Source organism: Sphaerisporangium sp. NPDC051011, from assembly GCF_040653595.1.
GTDB lineage: Bacteria > Actinomycetota > Actinomycetes > Streptosporangiales > Streptosporangiaceae > Sphaerisporangium.
On the sequence record NZ_JBFAGG010000021.1, the window covers coordinates 35,888 to 51,906 of the forward strand.

The 16,019-nt window shown below is 70.5% G+C and carries 15 protein-coding genes; 4 read left to right on the plus strand and 11 right to left on the minus strand.

What is annotated here, in order from left to right; translation table 11 throughout:
* Positions 1–29 precede the first annotated feature (29 nt).
* From AB0H21_RS35405 to AB0H21_RS35440, 8 genes are all read right to left on the minus strand, one after another.
* The gene (locus AB0H21_RS35405) at positions 30–665 is read right to left on the minus strand and encodes a rhomboid family intramembrane serine protease (RefSeq protein ID WP_358525647.1); all 636 of its coding nucleotides are present in this window, start codon (positions 663–665) and stop codon (positions 30–32) included.
* A gap of 181 nt (positions 666–846) precedes the next feature.
* Complete coding sequence (locus AB0H21_RS35410; protein ID WP_358525649.1) at positions 847–1,611, minus strand: crotonase/enoyl-CoA hydratase family protein; 765 nt, start codon at positions 1,609–1,611, stop codon at positions 847–849.
* 18 nt (positions 1,612–1,629) lie between these two features.
* A complete protein-coding gene (locus AB0H21_RS35415) occupies positions 1,630–2,403 on the minus strand; it encodes an SDR family NAD(P)-dependent oxidoreductase (protein ID WP_358525651.1) in 774 nt (257 codons plus the stop codon).
* Positions 2,404–2,451: 48 nt separating this feature from the next.
* On the minus strand, positions 2,452–2,793 hold the full coding sequence (locus tag AB0H21_RS35420) for an STAS domain-containing protein (RefSeq protein WP_358525653.1): 342 nt from the start codon (positions 2,791–2,793) through the stop codon (positions 2,452–2,454).
* Between the two features lie 153 nt (positions 2,794–2,946).
* Positions 2,947–3,696, minus strand: a complete 750-nt coding sequence (locus AB0H21_RS35425) for an ABC transporter ATP-binding protein (protein ID WP_358525654.1) — start codon at positions 3,694–3,696, stop codon at positions 2,947–2,949.
* Positions 3,693–4,457 (minus strand): cobalt ECF transporter T component CbiQ, encoded by a 765-nt coding sequence (gene cbiQ / locus AB0H21_RS35430; protein ID WP_358525655.1) that lies wholly within the window; start codon positions 4,455–4,457, stop codon positions 3,693–3,695. Before cbiQ ends, AB0H21_RS35425 begins: the two co-directional genes overlap by 4 nt.
* 22 nt (positions 4,458–4,479) lie before the next feature.
* The gene (locus tag AB0H21_RS35435; RefSeq protein WP_358525657.1) at positions 4,480–5,511 is read right to left on the minus strand and encodes an energy-coupling factor ABC transporter permease; all 1,032 of its coding nucleotides are present in this window, start codon (positions 5,509–5,511) and stop codon (positions 4,480–4,482) included.
* Between the two features lie 103 nt (positions 5,512–5,614).
* A complete protein-coding gene (locus AB0H21_RS35440) occupies positions 5,615–7,447 on the minus strand; it encodes a glycosyltransferase (RefSeq protein WP_358525659.1) in 1,833 nt (610 codons plus the stop codon).
* 197 nt (positions 7,448–7,644) lie between these two features.
* On the opposite strand from AB0H21_RS35440, the gene AB0H21_RS35445 reads away from it, so the two are divergent.
* From AB0H21_RS35445 to AB0H21_RS35460, 4 genes are all read left to right on the plus strand, one after another.
* Entirely contained in the window at positions 7,645–7,854 is a 210-nt protein-coding gene (locus AB0H21_RS35445; protein ID WP_358525660.1) for a hypothetical protein, read from the plus strand.
* A gap of 240 nt (positions 7,855–8,094) precedes the next feature.
* Positions 8,095–10,422 (plus strand): ATP-binding domain-containing protein, encoded by a 2,328-nt coding sequence (locus AB0H21_RS35450; RefSeq protein WP_358525662.1) that lies wholly within the window; start codon positions 8,095–8,097, stop codon positions 10,420–10,422.
* Positions 10,423–10,643: 221 nt separating this feature from the next.
* Entirely contained in the window at positions 10,644–11,885 is a 1,242-nt protein-coding gene (locus AB0H21_RS35455) for a monooxygenase (RefSeq protein WP_358525664.1), read from the plus strand.
* Between the two features lie 127 nt (positions 11,886–12,012).
* Positions 12,013–12,810: an alpha/beta hydrolase gene (locus AB0H21_RS35460; protein ID WP_358525666.1), complete on the plus strand. Its 798-nt coding sequence runs from the start codon at positions 12,013–12,015 to the stop codon at positions 12,808–12,810.
* A 167-nt stretch (positions 12,811–12,977) separates the two neighbouring features.
* Here the strand turns inward: AB0H21_RS35460 and AB0H21_RS35465 are convergent, their stop codons facing one another.
* The 3 genes from AB0H21_RS35465 to AB0H21_RS35475 form a co-directional block, all read right to left on the minus strand.
* On the minus strand, positions 12,978–14,123 hold the full coding sequence (locus AB0H21_RS35465) for a Fic family protein (RefSeq protein ID WP_358525668.1): 1,146 nt from the start codon (positions 14,121–14,123) through the stop codon (positions 12,978–12,980).
* Between the two features lie 243 nt (positions 14,124–14,366).
* Entirely contained in the window at positions 14,367–14,645 is a 279-nt protein-coding gene (locus AB0H21_RS35470; protein ID WP_358525670.1) for a hypothetical protein, read from the minus strand.
* Between the two features lie 40 nt (positions 14,646–14,685).
* Positions 14,686–15,804 (minus strand): helix-turn-helix domain-containing protein, encoded by a 1,119-nt coding sequence (locus tag AB0H21_RS35475; protein WP_358525832.1) that lies wholly within the window; start codon positions 15,802–15,804, stop codon positions 14,686–14,688.
* Between the last annotated feature and the right edge of the window lie 215 nt (positions 15,805–16,019).

A 16,019-nucleotide genomic window follows, 5' to 3' on the forward strand; every position in this document is an offset into this window, starting at 1 on the left:
GCGGGCGGTCAGGAGGCCCGGACCGCAGGTCAGGCGAGCGCGGGGCGCCTCCTCCTGCGGAGCGTCCAGGCGGCCAGCACCCCGCCGACGAGGCCGAACAGGTGACCCTGCCAGGAAATGCCGGGCTGGCCCGGCAGGACGCCCCAGATCAGCGAGTAGTACAGCACGGCAACGCCGACGCCGAGGGCGATGTCCAGCATGTGCCGGTCGAACAGGCCCCTTGTCACGACGTACCCGAAATAGCCGAACACCAGGCCGCTGGCCCCGACGGTCAGGCCAGGGGGGCTGAGGAACCAGACGCCGAGCCCGCTGACCACGATGATGATCAGGCTGGCCAGGAAGAACCGCCCGAGGCCGCGCAGGGCCGCGAGGAAGCCGAGGATGGCCAGGGGGACGGTGTTGGCCATGAGGTGGCCGAACCCGGCGTGCAGGAAGGGGGCCATGAAGATCCCGCCCAGCCCGTCGACCTGGTGGGACATGATGCCGTACCGGTCCAGGTCCTGCGGCAGGACGTAGTCCGCGATCTCGACGGCCCATTCGACGGCGACCAGCAGGACGACGACGAAGGCGGCCGCGGCCGCCCCCGTGACCAGGCCGCCCACGCGCCGCTTGACCATCCCGCTCGAAGTGCGGCTCGATGCCACCCCGGTCGCGTAGTCGTTCATCGCTCTCCTCTTGTACCACCTTGGAACGCGCTACGTATCTCCCTTTACCGTACGCAAACAGCGTTTAACACGCGATTTCGCGTAAGACACGGAAAAGGCGCATGTTGCCCGCATTGACGGGCAACATGCGCCTCCCTACCTGCGGTGATCATTTATGCGGAATGATCACTCACGAGAAAGATCATTCTCCTGACCACCGCGGCTCGCGCTTCTCGGCGAACGCCGCCGCGCCCTCCCGCGCGTCCTTGGAGCCGAACACCGGGTCGATGATCTCCCCCTGCCGGGCGAACATCTCCTCGCGCGGCCAGTCGGCCGACTCCACCACGATGCGCTTGGTCGCCAGCAGCGACAGCGGCGCGTTCGCGGCGATCTTGGCCGCCAGCTCCCTGGCGCCCGCCAGCGCCTCGCCCGGCGGGGTGACCCGGTTGACCAGCCCCAGCTCGCGCAGCCGCTCCGCCGAGTAGAAGTCGCCGGTCAGTGCGATCTCCATGGCGATGTGGTACGGGACGCGGCGCGGCAGCCGCATGACCCCGCCCGCGCCCGCCACCAGGCCGCGCTTCGGCTCCGGCAGCCCGAACTTCGCGTCCTGCGCGGCCACGACGATGTCGCAGGACAGCACCAGCTCGAACCCGCCGGCCAGGGCGTACCCCTCCACGGCCGCGACGATCGGCTTCCTCGGGGGCTGCTCGGTGATGCCGCCGAACCCTCGCCCCTCGACGACGGGCACGTCACCGGTCAGGAACCCCTTCAGGTCCATGCCCGCGGAGAACGTGCCGCCCGCCCCGGTCAGGACGTACGCCGAGACGTCCTTGCGCTCCTCCAACTCGTCGAGGGCCGCGGCGACGCCGCGCGCGACGGCCCCGTTGACGGCGTTCCTGGCCTGCGGCCGGTTGATGGTGATGACGGCGATACCGCCGTCGACCTCGACGAGAACCTCGTCAGACACCTGCTACCTCCGCGGGGCTCACTTGGGCTGGAAGCGGATTCCGCCGTCGAAGCGGATGACCTCGCCGTTCATGTAGTCGTTCTCGACCAGCGAGCGGACGAGCTGGGCGAACTCCGACGCCCGCCCCATGCGCTTGGGGAAGGGCACCGGCGCGGACAGCTTGGCCTTGAACGCCTCGGCCTCGGGGCCAGAGCCGTAGATCGGGGTGTCGATGATGCCGGGGCAGATCGTCAGGACCCGGACGCCGATCGCGGCGAGGTCGCGAGCGGCCGGCAGCGTCATGCCGATGATGCCGCCCTTGGAGGCGGAGTAGGCGACCTGCCCGGTCTGCCCCTCGATGCCGGCCACCGAGGCGGTGTTGATGACCACGCCGCGGGCGCCGTCCTCGTCGGCGGGCTCGGTCTTCGCCATCGCGGCGGCGCCGATGCGCATGAGGTTGAAGGTGCCGATCAGGTTGATGTCGATGACCCTGCGGTAACTGGCGAGGTCGTGCGGCGAGCCGTCGCGGGCCACCGTGCGGGCCGCCCAGCCGATGCCCGCGCTGTTGATCACGGCGCGCAGGGGCTTGCCGGTCGCCACCGCCGCGTCCACGGCCGCCTGGACCGAAGCCTCGTCGGAGACATCGGTCTGCGCGAAGACGCCGCCGAGCTCGTCGGCGATCGCCTTGCCGCGCTCGGCGTTGACGTCCGCGATGACGACCGTGGCGCGGGTGCGGGCCAGTTCGCGTGCCGTGGCCTCACCGAGGCCGCTGGCACCGCCCGAGATGATTGCTGCTGATCCGTTCAGGTCCATATCCCGGACACTAACGCGGGTACCGAACGAAGTTCTCCTGGGGGTGACTCAAATCTCAGCGGAGATCGCGGAGTCCACATCGGAGTAGACCTTTATGCGGCGATCCAGGCCGGTCGTCCGTAAGATGCGCGCGACGGGGGCCTGCGGAGCCGCGAGCGAGACGCCGCCGCCCTCGCCGGTCGCCAGGCGCCAGGCCTCGATGAGCACCGACAGGCCGCTCGAGTCCATGAAGGAGAGCCCGGCGAGATCGAGCACGAGGCGGTTGCTGTCCTGCTTGATCGCCTCGCGGATCTCGTCGCGCAGGAACGGCGCCGTGAAAAGGTCCAGCTCGCCCTCGACCGCGACCACGACGGCGTCGGGGAACGCGCGCCGCGCGAGCCGCAATTTCATGTGGAAACCTCCCTCGCGGGGCCCACTTTACTTCGCCGTGACCCTTGCCGAAGTCGCGCCGCGTAAGATCGCCGGAATCGTGGGACACCGTAGCGCAGTATCGCTGACCTTGCCATTTGGCGCCCCCGCCCGGCAGTCCCCGCGCGAGGCCGCTCAGGAGGGCCGGTCGGCGACCGCGAAGCCGTACGGGAGCTCCAGGCGGTGGGCGGCGAGCAGGGCGTCGTCGGCCAGGATCTCGCGCGTCGGGCCGTCCGCCGCGATCACGCCGCCGGACAGGATGAGCGAGCGTTCGCACAGCTCAAGGGCATACGGCAGGTCGTGGGTGACCATCAGCACGGTGACGTCCAGGGAGCGCAGGATCTCGGCCAGCTCGCGCCGGGAGGCCGGGTCGAGGTTGGATGACGGCTCGTCCAGCACCAGGATCTCCGGCCGCATGGCGAGCACCGTCGCCACGGCCACCCGGCGGCGCTGCCCGAACGACAGGTGGTGCGGCGGCCGGTCGGCGACGTCGGGCAGGCCCACCCGCTCCAGGGCCTCCTTGACCCGGTGCTCCAGCTCGGCGCCGCGCACGCCGAGGTTGGCCGGGCCGAACGCCACGTCCTCGCGGACCGTCGGCATGAAGAGCTGGTCGTCCGGGTCCTGGAACACCAGCCCGACACGGCGGCGGATTTCGCCCAGCGTGTTCTTGCGCACCGGCAGCCCGGCGACCTCGACCGTGCCGTGCCCGGCGGTCAGGATGCCGTTCAGGTGCATGACCAGCGTGGTCTTGCCCGCACCGTTGGGGCCGAGCAGCGCGACGCGCTCGCCGCGCCCGATGGTCAGGTCGACGCCGAACAGCGCCTGCGTGCCGTCGGGGTAGGCGTACGCGAGCCGCTGGACGCGCAGGGAGGGGGACGGGGTCATGACAGGCTCCAGGAGAGCGCGGCCGTCACCAGCGCGGCCACGGGGAGGACGGCGGCGACGGCCCAGCTCGCCGCCGAGGCCCGCACGTCGTCGATGATGGGCATGGAACCGTTGTATCCCCTGCTGAGCATCGCCAGGTGCACGCGCTCGCCGCGCTCGTAGGAGCGGATGAACAGCGCGCCCGCCGACTTGGCCAGCACCGGAACCTGCCGGACGTCGCGGGCCGCGAAGCCGCGCGACTCGCGGGCCACCCGCATCCGGCGCATCTCGTCCAGGATCACGTCCATGTAGCGCAGCATGAACATCGCGATCTGCACGAGGGTCTGCGGCAGCCGGAGCCGCCGCGCGCCGAGCAGCATCATGCGCGGCTCGGTCGTCGCGGCCAGCAGGATGCTCGCCACGACGCCGAGGGTGGCCTTGGCGAGGATGTTCCACGCCGCCCACAGCCCCTCGGCGCTGAGCGAGACCCCGAGGACCTCCACCCGCGCGCCCAGCCCGATCACCGGCAGCGCGAGCGCGAAGATCACGAACGGCACCTCGACGACCATGCGCCGCAGGACGAACCCCGCCGGGACGCGCGCCGCCGCGGCCACCCCCGCCAGCAGCAGGGCATGCACCCCGAAGGCCCAGAAGGCGTCCCTCGGGGTGGCGACCACGACGACGGCGAAGGCCGCCACCGCGGGCAGCTTGCACTGCGGGGGCAGCCGGTGGACCACGGTGTCCCCCGGCCGGTAGAGCTGGTGGTGATGCCCCGCGCCCACTACAGCGGGCCGCCTCGCGTCATCACACGCCCGCCCTCTCGGTGTGGCGCGCCCGGCGGCGCACGGCGTAGAAGACCGCTCCCCCGGCGAGAACGGTGATGCCGACGCCGACCACGCCCGCGACGCCGACCGCCAGACGCTCGTTCCCCACGCCCTTGACGCCGTAGTCGGCCAGGGGCGAGCCGCCGAGCGGGTGGTCGCGCTCCTGGGCGTTCAGGCCCTTGTCACCGGCGACCTTCTCCAGCCCGTCCGGGCTGCTGGAGGCGTAGAACGAGACCACCCCGGCGAGCAGGACGGCGACCACCGCGCCGCCGATCAGCAGCGGCCGGGCGTTGCGGGCGGGCGCCGGCGCGGGCTCGGGGGCGACGGTCGTGTCGCCGTCCGCCGTGCGCAGCACCAGCGGGGCGGACAGGCCCCGGGCGCCGTACACCAGGTCGGGGCGCACGGCCAGCACGCTGCTCACCGTCAGCGCGGTGATCAGGCCCTCGCCGAGGCCGATCAGGACGTGCACGCCGCCCATGGTCAGCGCGACCGAGGACACGTCGATGGGCGCGGTGCCGCCGATCCAGAACAGCACGGTGAAGACCAGCGCTGCGGCCGGGACGGAGACGACGGCGCCGAGGAACGCGGCCACCGGGATCGCGGCGCGGGCGCGCGGGGCCAGGCGGACGACGAGCCGGAACACGAACCAGCCCACGGCCGCGGTCACGATGGCCATCAGCGTGATGTTGACGCCCAGGGCCGTCAGGCCGCCGTCGGCGAAGAAGAAGCCCTGGACCAGCAGCACCACGGCCACGCATAACACGGCGGTGTACGGCCCGACGAGGACCGCGGCCAGCGTGCCCCCGAGCAGGTGGCCGCTGGTGCCCGCGGCGACGGGGAAGTTGAGCATCTGGACCGCGAAGATGAACGCCGCCACCAGGCCCGCCATGGGGGCGGTGCGGTCGTCCAGCTCGCGGCGCGCGCCGCGCAGGCAGACGGCGAGGCCCGCCGCGGCGAAGGCGCCCGCGGCGATGGACACCGTGGCGTTGAAGAAACCGTCCGGAACGTGCACGTCGAGCCTCCGACGATGGTGTGGATCGTCCTCAACTCTATGCCTGTGAATTGTAGATGCAAAAGAGTGGCAATTAAGGATTCGGCGTGAACATCGTGTGACGTCAGCGGTCCTTGCGCGACGCGCGGCGGCCCATGCGCATGGACCGGCGCACCACCGCCCTCGGGCCCGTGGCGAGGACGGTCACGACGAGCCTGCGCCGCACCTTGGAGGCGCGCGGCCGCGCCGTCCAGCGCCGCCGGCCGCGCCACCACACCGCGCCCGAGCCCAGACTGCCAGGCTCGCCCTCGCCGACCTGCACCGGGTACCGCACCGGGGGGCCACCGATGTTCAGCTCCAGGTCGGCCTCCCAGACGCCCGGCGCGTCCAGCATGGCCGTCGCGGTGAACGCGGCCTCGCCCACGGCCGACGCCGGGGCCCTGCGCTCGTTGCCGGACGCCCGCTCGCGCCACACCACATGCCGCACGCACCGCGCCGCCGGGCACCCGCCGCCCACGCTGACCGTCCCCTCGACGGTCAGCACGCCCTTGGCCCCCCACGTCAGGCGCGCGAGCCGCACCGACGCGGGAACGGTCACCACGTGGCCGCCGACGTCGATGCTGAGGTTGCCGTGCGGGCGGGTGAAGTAGGGCGCGGCGACGGCGTTCACCAGGCGCGCCGCGGGACGGTCGACGCCGGGGTCGCGCAGGGCGCCGAACCGCGCCACGCGGCGCACGCCCTCGCATGCGACCACGACGTACACGTCCCAGACGCCGGGTGGCAGGCGCGAGACCTCGACGCCTCCGGCGAAGACGTCGGCCGCGGAGGTCACCGGGACGCGGCGCTCGGCCGAGGTGGACCGCTCGCGCAGCAGCAGGCCGACCGCGACGCCGTTCCAGGAGTCGGTGAGGAAGGCGCGGCCGGTGACCTCCAGCCGGTCGCCCTCCCAGGTCAGGCCGGTCAGGTGGTGGCGCAGCTCCGCCGTCTCGACACGGGCGATGCGGACGAGGCGGTCGGCGTCCCCGAGCGTGGCGACGCGCAGGCGGTCGATCGGCCGCAGCCGCTCGACGACGCCGTCGGTGAGCCAGGTGGCGCACATCTCGGCGACCTCGCCGATGGTCGCGCGGCGCCCGCGGGAGTCCAGGGACAGCAGGGGGGCGCCGAGCTGGGCGAGGATGTCGAAGCGAAAGTGCCGCCGCAGCAGGTGGTCGCGCAGCGACCCGGCGGGGATGTGGCGGGTCATCAGCTCGATCGGCGTGCGGATCATGCGCAGCCAGGCCAGCGGGTCGCGGCTGCCCGGCTCCTGCATGATGCTGGTGCCGTCCGGGCGGGCGACCAGGTGGTAGCAGTCGTGGTCGGCGACCACCGAGATCGTCCGGGCGTGGCAGTAGGCGTGGACCGAGAAGACGATGTCCTCCCCGACGCGCAGCGACTCGTCGAAGCGGATCTCGTGGCGGATCAGCAGCTCGCGGCGGAAGAGCTTGAAGCAGGTCAGGACGTTGTAGACGGCGGTCTCGCCGAGCGGGGCGCGGTCGCGGTTCTCGCGGAAGATCGCGGTGGGCACCTTGCGGCCGTGGCCGACCATCTTGCCGAGGACGATGTCGGAGCCGTTGCGGTCGGCCATGGCGAGCATGCGGGGCAGCGCCTCGGGGCCGAGGTGGTCGTCGGCGTCGCAGAAGAAGACGTAGCGCCCTCTGGAGTGGGCGATGGCCCGGTTCCTCGGGCGGGCGGCCCCTCCGGAAGGGGGCTGGAAGTACAGCTGTATTTCCGGATATTTCGTCGCATAGTCGGCCAGAAGGTCGCGGCTGCCGTCGGTGGAGCCGTCGTCCACGACGACGATCTCCTTGCTGACCGACTGCCCCAGGAGCGAGGTGAGGCACCGGTCGAGATAGGGGCGGCAGTTGTGGACGGGCACGACGATGCTCACGTCGACAGGCCGGTTACTTTCCGTCTTCATTGCGATTCATTATGTAACCGCCGACCCGCACGATGAAAGGCAATCATCCGCGATGGCATCACCTGGACCGCCCGCTTATTGGGCTTTGCGGGGCTTATTGCCTTTTCCTCAGGGTAACGAGTCCGCAACGGAGGCGACGAGATGGCGCATCCGGCGCGCGAGACAGGACCGGAGACCCAGCAGAGGCACGAGGGGTCGTGCACGCCGACGAACTCGACATGTACGCGGTCCTGCGGCCGCGCGCCGCCGTGGACCTGGCGATGAGGGCGCGGCGTCCGCCCCGCCTCGTGCTCGACCTCGACGGCGCGACGTTCTGCGACTCCCTGACCCTCGGCCTGCCGATGAGCACGCTGAACAGGGTGCGCGAGGCGGGGGCGGGCCGGCGCCGGCCGTGGGGCCGGGCATGATCTCGAGACTGCTGACGATCATGGACCTCGACCGCTACGTCGAGAGGTACCCGACATGCGAGGAGGCGGTGGCGGCCGCGAAGGCCGCCTAGAGACGCGGCGCGGAAGACCCGGTCTGGACGCTCGGGGCGCGTACGGCCGAAGGCTGTGCGTGAAGGGGTGGAGCTGTTACGCTCTCCTGTTCAGGCACACATTTAGCAAGGATCCATACTCCCTGCCCGTAAGGAGTATACCACACCGATGGAGCAATGTGTATCCGAACCCGGCCGCGGCTCCCCCCGCGCCGAAGCCCTTCGTTCCGAACAGGCCTACGTCTCCATGCTGTACGACCGCCTGGACGCGGTGCGCGAGCAGGCCGAAGCGGCCCTGCGCGCCGACCACAGGCGCGGCGAGAAGGGAGGCACGCACCAGGCCCGGCTCGAACGGGACGTCTCGGCCGGCGAGCACGCGCGGCAGGTGGCGCGACTCTCCGCCATCGAGCGCGGGCTGTGCTTCGGCAGGCTCGACGACGACGCGGGCGAAACGTACTACCTCGGCCGGGCCGGCCTGCGCGACGCCGACGACGCGCTGGTGCTGATCGACTGGCGCGCCCCGGCCGCGCGCCCGTTCTACACCGCGACGCCGAGCGACCCCGGCCCGCTGGTGCGCCGCCGCCACCTGCACACCCGCGGCCGGACGGTCGTGCACCTCGATGACGAGGTGTTCGACCTCGGCCGCATGAGCGAGCCCGACCGCCGTACGCTGGTCGGCGAGGCCGCGCTCATGGCGGCGCTGCGGCGCGGGCGCACCGGGCGCATGGGCGACGTGGTGGCGACCATCCAGGCCGAGCAGGACCAGGTCATCCGCTCGGGGCTGCCCGGTGCCCTCGTCGTCCAGGGCGCGCCGGGCACGGGCAAGACCGTCGCCGCGCTGCACCGGGCGGCGTACCTGCTGTACGCGCACCGCGACACGCTGGAGCGCAGGGGCGTGCTCGTCATCGGCCCGAACGCCCTGTTCCTGCGCTACATCGGGCAGGTGCTGCCCGCGCTCGGCGAGACGGACGTCGTGCTGACCACCGTCGGCGAGCTGTACCCCGGCGTGCGCGCCACCGCCCAGGACACCCCCGAGGCCGCGATCGTCAAGGGCGACACCCGCATGACCGAAGTGATCAGGGCCGCCGTGCGCGACCGCCAGCGCGTCCCCGAGGGCGACCTGGTGGTCGGCGTCCCGGTGAAGACCTCGGTGCGCGGCGGCGTCGAGGTCGTGGTGGAGCGCATGACGCTGCGCGTCGACCACGCCACGTGCGTACGCGCCCGCGATAGGGCCCGGGCCGTCCGCAACCCGCACAACGTGGCGCGCAAGCTGTTCGTCGACTCGGCGCTGACCGCGCTCGCGCTCGACGAGGCCGAGCGGCTCGACCGCCCGATGGACGAGGAGGACCTGCGGTACGCGCGGGCGGCGCTGTGGGCGCAACCCGAGGTGCGCGAGGCGCTGGACACGCTGTGGCCGCCGATCACGCCGGAACGGCTGGTCTCGGAGCTGCTGTCCGACGCCGAGAGGCTGCGCGCCGCGTCGCACGGCCCCGGCGGCGAGGTCCTGCTCACGCCGGAGCAACAGCGGGCGCTGCTGCGGGCGCCCGGCTCGCCGTGGACGACGGGCGACGTCCCGCTGCTGGACGAGGCCGCCGAACTGCTCGGCGAGGACGACGCCGCCCGGAAGGCCGCCGAGCGGGAGGCCCTGCGCAGGCGGCGCGAGGAGCGCGCGTACGCGCGCGGCGTGCTGGAGATCAACGAGCTGACCGAGTTGATGGACGCCCGCGCGCTCGCCGAGCGGACCCCGTCCGGCGAGCCCGCCCCGACCACCGCCGAGCGGGCCGCGGCCGACCGCGAGTGGGTGTACGGGCACGTCATCGTGGACGAGGCGCAGGAGCTGTCGGCCATGGCCTGGCGGACGGTCATGCGCCGCATCCCGGCGCGCTCGCTGACGGTGGTGGGCGACGTCGCCCAGACCGGCTCCGCGGCCGGCGCGCGGTCCTGGGCCGAGATGCTCGACCCGTACGTGAGGGGCCGCTGGCGCGAGGCGCGGCTGCTCGTCAACTACCGCACCCCCGCCGAGATCATGGAGGTCGCCGCGGACGTGCTCAAGGCCGTCGATCCCGCGCAGCGGCCTCCGATCTCCGTGCGCGACGGGGAGGCACCGCCACGCGCGGTGCGCGCCGCGCGGGCCGACCTCGCCACCGTGCTGCCCGAGCTGGTGCGCTCGGAGCTGGAGCAGGTCACCGGGCTGGGCGAGGGCCGCCTGGCCGTGCTGACGCCCGACGCCCGGCACGGCGAGATCGCCGCGCTGCTGCCCGGCTCGGCGTCCGCGCTGACGGCCGAGGCGCTGGACTCGCCGTCGGCGGTGCTGACCGTCACGCAGTCCAAGGGGCTGGAGTTCGACGCGGTGATCGTCCTGGCGCCCGACGAGATCCTGGCGCAGGGGCCGAAGGGGGGTCAGGACCTGTACGTGGCGATCACCCGCGCCACGCGGCGGCTGACCGTCGTGCACGAGAACGCGCTGCCGCCCATGCTCGCCCGGCTTCGGGGATAAATACCGCTATCAGTACATAAAGGGGTCGATAAACCGATTCGCCTACGACCGTGGCCCACCACAGGGGGAAACCCCTCACCCGAGCGGATGAGCTGCTTCGGCCTAAGGGCGGATGCCCGAACGTCAAGTCCGGGAGAAGGCTGGAAGCGGGATCGGCGGGAGCCGATCCCGGGCGCACGCCCGCAGACCACGAAGCTCCACGGGGAAGAGCAGGAGGCGGAATGAACGACGCGGTCCGGCCGGCACGATGGCTCGGCGGGGTGGCCCTCGCCCTCGCCGGCACACTTCTCGTCGCGTCATGTGCGAAGGGGAACGACTCGGTCACCACCGGGGCCAAGGGCGACGCGGCCGCCGTAGGGACGCAGACGCCGTCCGTCAGCGCCCATGGCGGCCACGGCGGTCACGGCGGGACGTTCAGCGCCCCGCCCGCGGCCCCGCTGCGGCCGTCCGAGCGGTTCGTCAACGTGAAGCTGGCCGAGCCCTACCGGCCGGCCGCCCCAGCCGGGGGAACCGACGAGTATCGCTGCTTCATCGTCGACCCCGGCGTCACCGAGAAGGCGTTCCTGACCGGCAGCCAGTTCCTGCCGCAGAACAGCGCGATCGTCCACCACGCGATCATCTTCCGCCTGGACCCCGACAAGGTGCAGGCCGCCCGCGACCTCGACGCCAAGACGCCCGGCGAGGGGTGGACGTGCTTCGGCGACGCGGGTCTGGAGGGCAGCGGCTGGGTCGGCCACTGGGCGCCCGGGGCGAACGAGACGCTGCTCACCGAGAAGGTCGGCTACCCGATGCCGCCCGGCAGCCGGCTCGTCATGCAGATCCACTACAACCTGCTGGCGTCGCGCGGCAAGCCGGCCGAGAGCGACCAGTCGAGCATGCGGTTGCGGCTCACCGACGGCAAGACCGACCTCAAGCCGCTGCAGACCGGCCAGCTTCCCGCGCCGATCGAGCTGCCCTGCACCGCCCAGGAATCCGGCCCGCTGTGCGACCGCGACGCCGCCGTCAAGGACGTCGTCCAGCGCTTCGGGGCGCAAGCGGGTGAGACGGTGACGGGGCTGAACGAGTTCTGCAACAAGGGCAAGCCGCCGGTAGCCGGGACCACCCAGCACTGCGACACCAAGTTCCCCGCCAAGGCCACCATCTACGCCACCGCCGGGCACATGCACCTGCTCGGCCGTTCGATCAAGATCGAGATGAACCCCGGCACACCGAAGGCCCGGACGCTGCTCGACCTCCCGTCCTACGACTTCGACGACCAGGCGATCCGCCCGCTGCCCAAGCCCGTCGACGTCAAGCCCGGCGACGTCTTCCGCGTCACCTGCACCCACGACGCGGGCCTGCGCAGGCAACTCCCCGCGCTGCAGGGCCTGCCGCCGAGGTACGTCGTGTGGGGCGAGGGCACCAGCGACGAAATGTGCCTCGGCCTCCTGGTCATGTCTCCCGAAGAGACACCCCGCGCCTGATCACAGGCCGGGCCGCACCGAGCACCGGGGTCGCCGCCATGGGGCGGTGGCCCCGGTGAACCCGTTCACGGAAACCCGCCGCCCGCCGGGCGGCCCGACCTCTCCGAGGGGATTCATGGACACCGGCATGCTGACCGTGCCAGGCGCCGAGATTTACTACGAGGTGCGCGGCTCGGGGCCCGTGCTCCTGCTCGTCAACGGCGGCGACGGGGACGCGGCGATGTTCGCGCCGCTGGCCACCGTGCTCGCCGAGCGGTACACCGTCGTCACCTACGACCCCCGGGGAAACTCGCGCAGTCCCCTCACCGTCCCGCCGTACGAGCAGCGCATCGGTGAGCACGCCGAGGACGCGCGGCTGCTGCTGGAGGCGGTCGGCGGCGACCCCCCGTACGTCTTCGGGACCAGCTACGGCGGCATGGTCGGCATGGACCTGCTCGCGCGCCACCCCGGGCGGGTGCGGGCCGTGGTCGCGCACGAGCCGTTCGTCATCGAGCTGCTGCCGCACGCCGCGCGCTGGCACGCGCTGTTCGAGGAACTGCACGAGATCTACCTGAAGGACGGCGTGGACGCCGCGATGCGCAGGTTCGGCGAGGAGGTCGGCCTGACGCCCCCGCCGGAGCCGCCGCCCGGGCTGCCCGCACCCATCGTGGAGATGCTGACCCGCGTCCGCGCCAACAGCGAGACCGTCCTGGCGCATGAGTTGCGGTCGTTCACCCGGTTCGTCCCCGACCTGGACGCGCTGCGCGACGCCCCGCTCGTCGTCGTCGGCGGCGCCGACTCCGGCGACGCCCTCACCCACCGGACGGCCGCCACCTTGGCGGAGCGCCTCGGCACCGGGCTCGTCGAGTTCCCGGGCGGCCACGTCGGGTTCCTGACCCATCCGGCCGAGTTCGCCAAGGCCCTCGTCGAGATCCTCGGCGACTGACGGGCCCGCGGCTCAGAAGTCGAAGCGTTCGTGGATGCGACGGCTCGGCACGCCCGCGCGACGCAGCGCGTGCCGAGCCGTCGTCGTCATCCTGCAAAGCCACAGAGGTCCCGCAGGGGCCGACCACGGTTGCGTTCCGAGCGAAAGCGGCCCTTGTCAGCGCCCGATCACGGGCCGGAGGTCCCATAAGGATCGACGTATCGGTTCGTGGACTGCTTGACGGCTTCAAGAATTGGTTGCATGGCCGGACCCGCCACGTAATACCGGCCCCTCGCCTGTCCCTGAGGCGCCAACCAGCCTAGACGGCACATCTCACGGATATCTCGAGTGGCCTGTTGGTTACTTAGTTCCGCGTCCTGCTGGTAGACGGTGCGCCGGACACGCGATTCCCAGAAGGCGGGCAACAGCGCGAAAACGGTCCGCTCGTCGAGACGATCGGCCGCCGCAGCCTCTGAGAGAGCGATCCATGCCCGACTCAGAAGATCAACCCTACGTTTGGCCTGCTGGGCCTGGAGGTGGTGAGCGCGCAAACAGAATTTCATCCACGGGCGCGTATCGCGGTCCGGGCTCCAGACAGGGCCCCCCACCTCCTCAAGGACCTTGTAATAGCCATAAGTGTTCTGCCCCCTGCCGAGCCACTCTTCGATAGATGAGAACTCCGGTGGGAGCAAAGCCTCCCTGGAGAAGACGAGAGTGGACAGGGCCCGTGACATCCGCCCATTTCCGTCCGCCCATGGATGAATTTTCACGAGGTTCAGATGCGCCATCGATGCTCTAACGTGGACGGGAGAATCCAAATCCCCCTCGTTGAGCCAGTGGACCAGCTCGCGCATGAGTTCAGGCACCATCTCGTACTCAGGGCCTGTATACGCGGCAACGGCGGGATCATCGGGGCTGGTCACATACACTGGCCCCTGTCGCAGCCGACCCGGACGCTTGTTCCCGTGATGCTCCTGAATCATAAAGTGCAGACCATTTATCAGACCCAAATCATAGCGGAACTCGCCACCCGCATCTGAGAGCGCCTGAATATAGGTCATCGCCCGTTGATAGCCCTCCAACTCCCTTCGCGTCGCATCGCTCGCATCGAGGGGCGCCTCACCCGCCATGAGCGCCTCCACGTCCTCTATCGACGCCGCATACCCCTCGATCGTGTTCGAACCCACGATCGCCCTGGCGGTGAGGCTCCTGCGCAGTTGCTTGGTCCATCGCTCTTGCGGACGAATGTGCGTGCGCAGGTCGTGGCGCATCCGCTCGACATCCTCAAGCACCCACTGGTCCGCATCGTCCAGAAGAGGCGTCCTATACAGCATGACTTGATGACACCATCATCATGTCATCAAGTCAAACACGCATACGGTAAGGCCGTCTGGTCATGGGGCTGCGCGACCGGAAGCTGTGTGCGGGAACCGGAGCCGAACCGGGGCTGGAAGGCGGTGACGCCGTACCGTCACATGATCGCCCGGCCCGCGATCCGGCCCATCAGCTCATCCAGGATGGTAGTTATTACCAGCGGTGAAGGCTGGCGTCGACCGCTCACACAGAATCAAACCCGGTCAAATCCTCGAGATGCCGGGGCCATGGCACAGTTGGGACGAGCGGTTCATGGCACGGACCGTGTCACGGTGGGTGGAGCACAACCGCCAGCTGATCGCGCTCGGCCGGCCGGACTCCCGCGCGATCCTCTCGAAGGAGGTCGTGGCGCTGCAGGCGCTACGCGACCACGAGGACCGGTTGACGGCGGGCGTGGAGTTGCTCGTCTTCAGCAACAACAGGGGCCAGACGCTGGAGATCCAGTTGATGGACCAGCCGCTGGCCGAGTGGCTGCGGCGCACGGCAAGGCCGCCCTCGCGGCGGCGTGGTTTCCCGACGATGCTACGCGCCCACTTGACGCCGGGCCGCCCCGGCATCGTGGGGCTGGCCCGAAACGCGTTCCGATCCCCGGAGCTGATCGCCGGAGTATGCGCCCGCTACCTGGCCGGACATCTCAATCAAGGGGTGATCCTGACCGAGCTGTCCCGCATCCGCCGGTGAAGCGGTGAGAAACGAGCGTCGGTATTCGGAGGGGGACATACCGTAGGCGGACTGGAAGGCACGAGAAAAATGCGACTGGACGGCGAAGCCCCAACGGGCAGCGATGGCGCGGATGGGCCAATCAGCTAGGGCCGGGTCGGTCAGGTCGTGTCGACAGCGATCCAAGCGGCGCGTGCGAATCCACTCCGCGACGGTGCAACCACTGGTTTCGAAGAGCCTGTGCAAGGTGCGTACGGAGATGTGATGGGCTTCGGCGATCGTCGCCAGTGCCAGGTCGGGGTCCCCGAGCCGCTGCTGAATGAATCTCTGGATCTGCAGGTACAGAACCTGCCTGCCGGACTCGGTCGGCAGCGCGTCCGTGTTTTCCATCTCATGGGCGATGAGAGCCGCCGTCAGGTCGAGCAGGGTGGTCGACACGCGGATGGCATCCGACGGCGTATAGCTGCTCAGATCGCGGGCGGCCTGAGCCGCGAAGGTGCGCAGCAGCGCGCCGACCCCGCGGCGCCCGGATAAGCGGGCTCCGATGAGGTCGCCGGTGGCGGCCGGTGGGACGGGGAGCAGCTTTCGCGGAATATGGAGCGCCAGATAACAGCCAACGCCTGATTCATACCACGCCTTATAGGGACGGGAGCTGTCGCCCACGCAGATGTCCCCAGGATGGAGTTCGGTCTGACGGTGATCGCACGTCAGTATGGCGGGTGCCTGCTCGTGGAACACCACGTGGTAGAGCTCCGGATCCGAACGGCGGATCAGATCGGCACCGCGATACATCCCCCGACGAGCCGTACTGCGAGTGGCCGTCCGCTCCATGGTCACCACACCTAGGTCTCCTACGGCTATCCGTCCCCAGAAACTGGCGTTCCTGTCGCCGTACATTTCCGTCGGCGCGACATCACGTAGTGCTGCCTCCCGGAAGTAGGCCAGCCCATCGGAAGGCGCGATATCCTCCGTCGTCACCACCGTGTACAAGGTGGATCCTCCCCCGAACCACAACGTAGTGGGATGAAACGCCTTTACGTAATGCTTATTTCAAGGATCGAGGTCCTTGTCAAGGTTCACACTGCGGCTGGCATGGCCCTCCTGAGTCCTTCTCTGACCCACCCTCGACCAGGGCCCTCCACAGTCGTTGATCTGCTGGACGGTCTTATGGCGCGCGTCGTAGAGCCCGGCTCGGC

What these genes read in the sequence shown, in the direction of transcription:
- AB0H21_RS35465 (WP_358525668.1), bottom strand. Translation starts at nt 14,123, where the DNA reads ATGCTGTATAGGACGCCTCTTCTGGACGATGCGGACCAGTGGGTGCTT.
- AB0H21_RS35460 (WP_358525666.1), top strand. Translation starts at nt 12,013, where the DNA reads ATGCTGACCGTGCCAGGCGCCGAGATTTACTACGAGGTGCGCGGCTCG.
- AB0H21_RS35420 (WP_358525653.1), bottom strand. Translation starts at nt 2,793, where the DNA reads ATGAAATTGCGGCTCGCGCGGCGCGCGTTCCCCGACGCCGTCGTGGTC.
- AB0H21_RS35415 (WP_358525651.1), bottom strand. Translation starts at nt 2,403, where the DNA reads ATGGACCTGAACGGATCAGCAGCAATCATCTCGGGCGGTGCCAGCGGC.
- AB0H21_RS35450 (WP_358525662.1), top strand. Translation starts at nt 8,095, where the DNA reads ATGGAGCAATGTGTATCCGAACCCGGCCGCGGCTCCCCCCGCGCCGAA.
- AB0H21_RS35425 (WP_358525654.1), bottom strand. Translation starts at nt 3,696, where the DNA reads ATGACCCCGTCCCCCTCCCTGCGCGTCCAGCGGCTCGCGTACGCCTAC.
- AB0H21_RS35405 (WP_358525647.1), bottom strand. Translation starts at nt 665, where the DNA reads ATGAACGACTACGCGACCGGGGTGGCATCGAGCCGCACTTCGAGCGGG.
- AB0H21_RS35440 (WP_358525659.1), bottom strand. Translation starts at nt 7,447, where the DNA reads ATGAAGACGGAAAGTAACCGGCCTGTCGACGTGAGCATCGTCGTGCCC.
- AB0H21_RS35455 (WP_358525664.1), top strand. Translation starts at nt 10,644, where the DNA reads ATGAACGACGCGGTCCGGCCGGCACGATGGCTCGGCGGGGTGGCCCTC.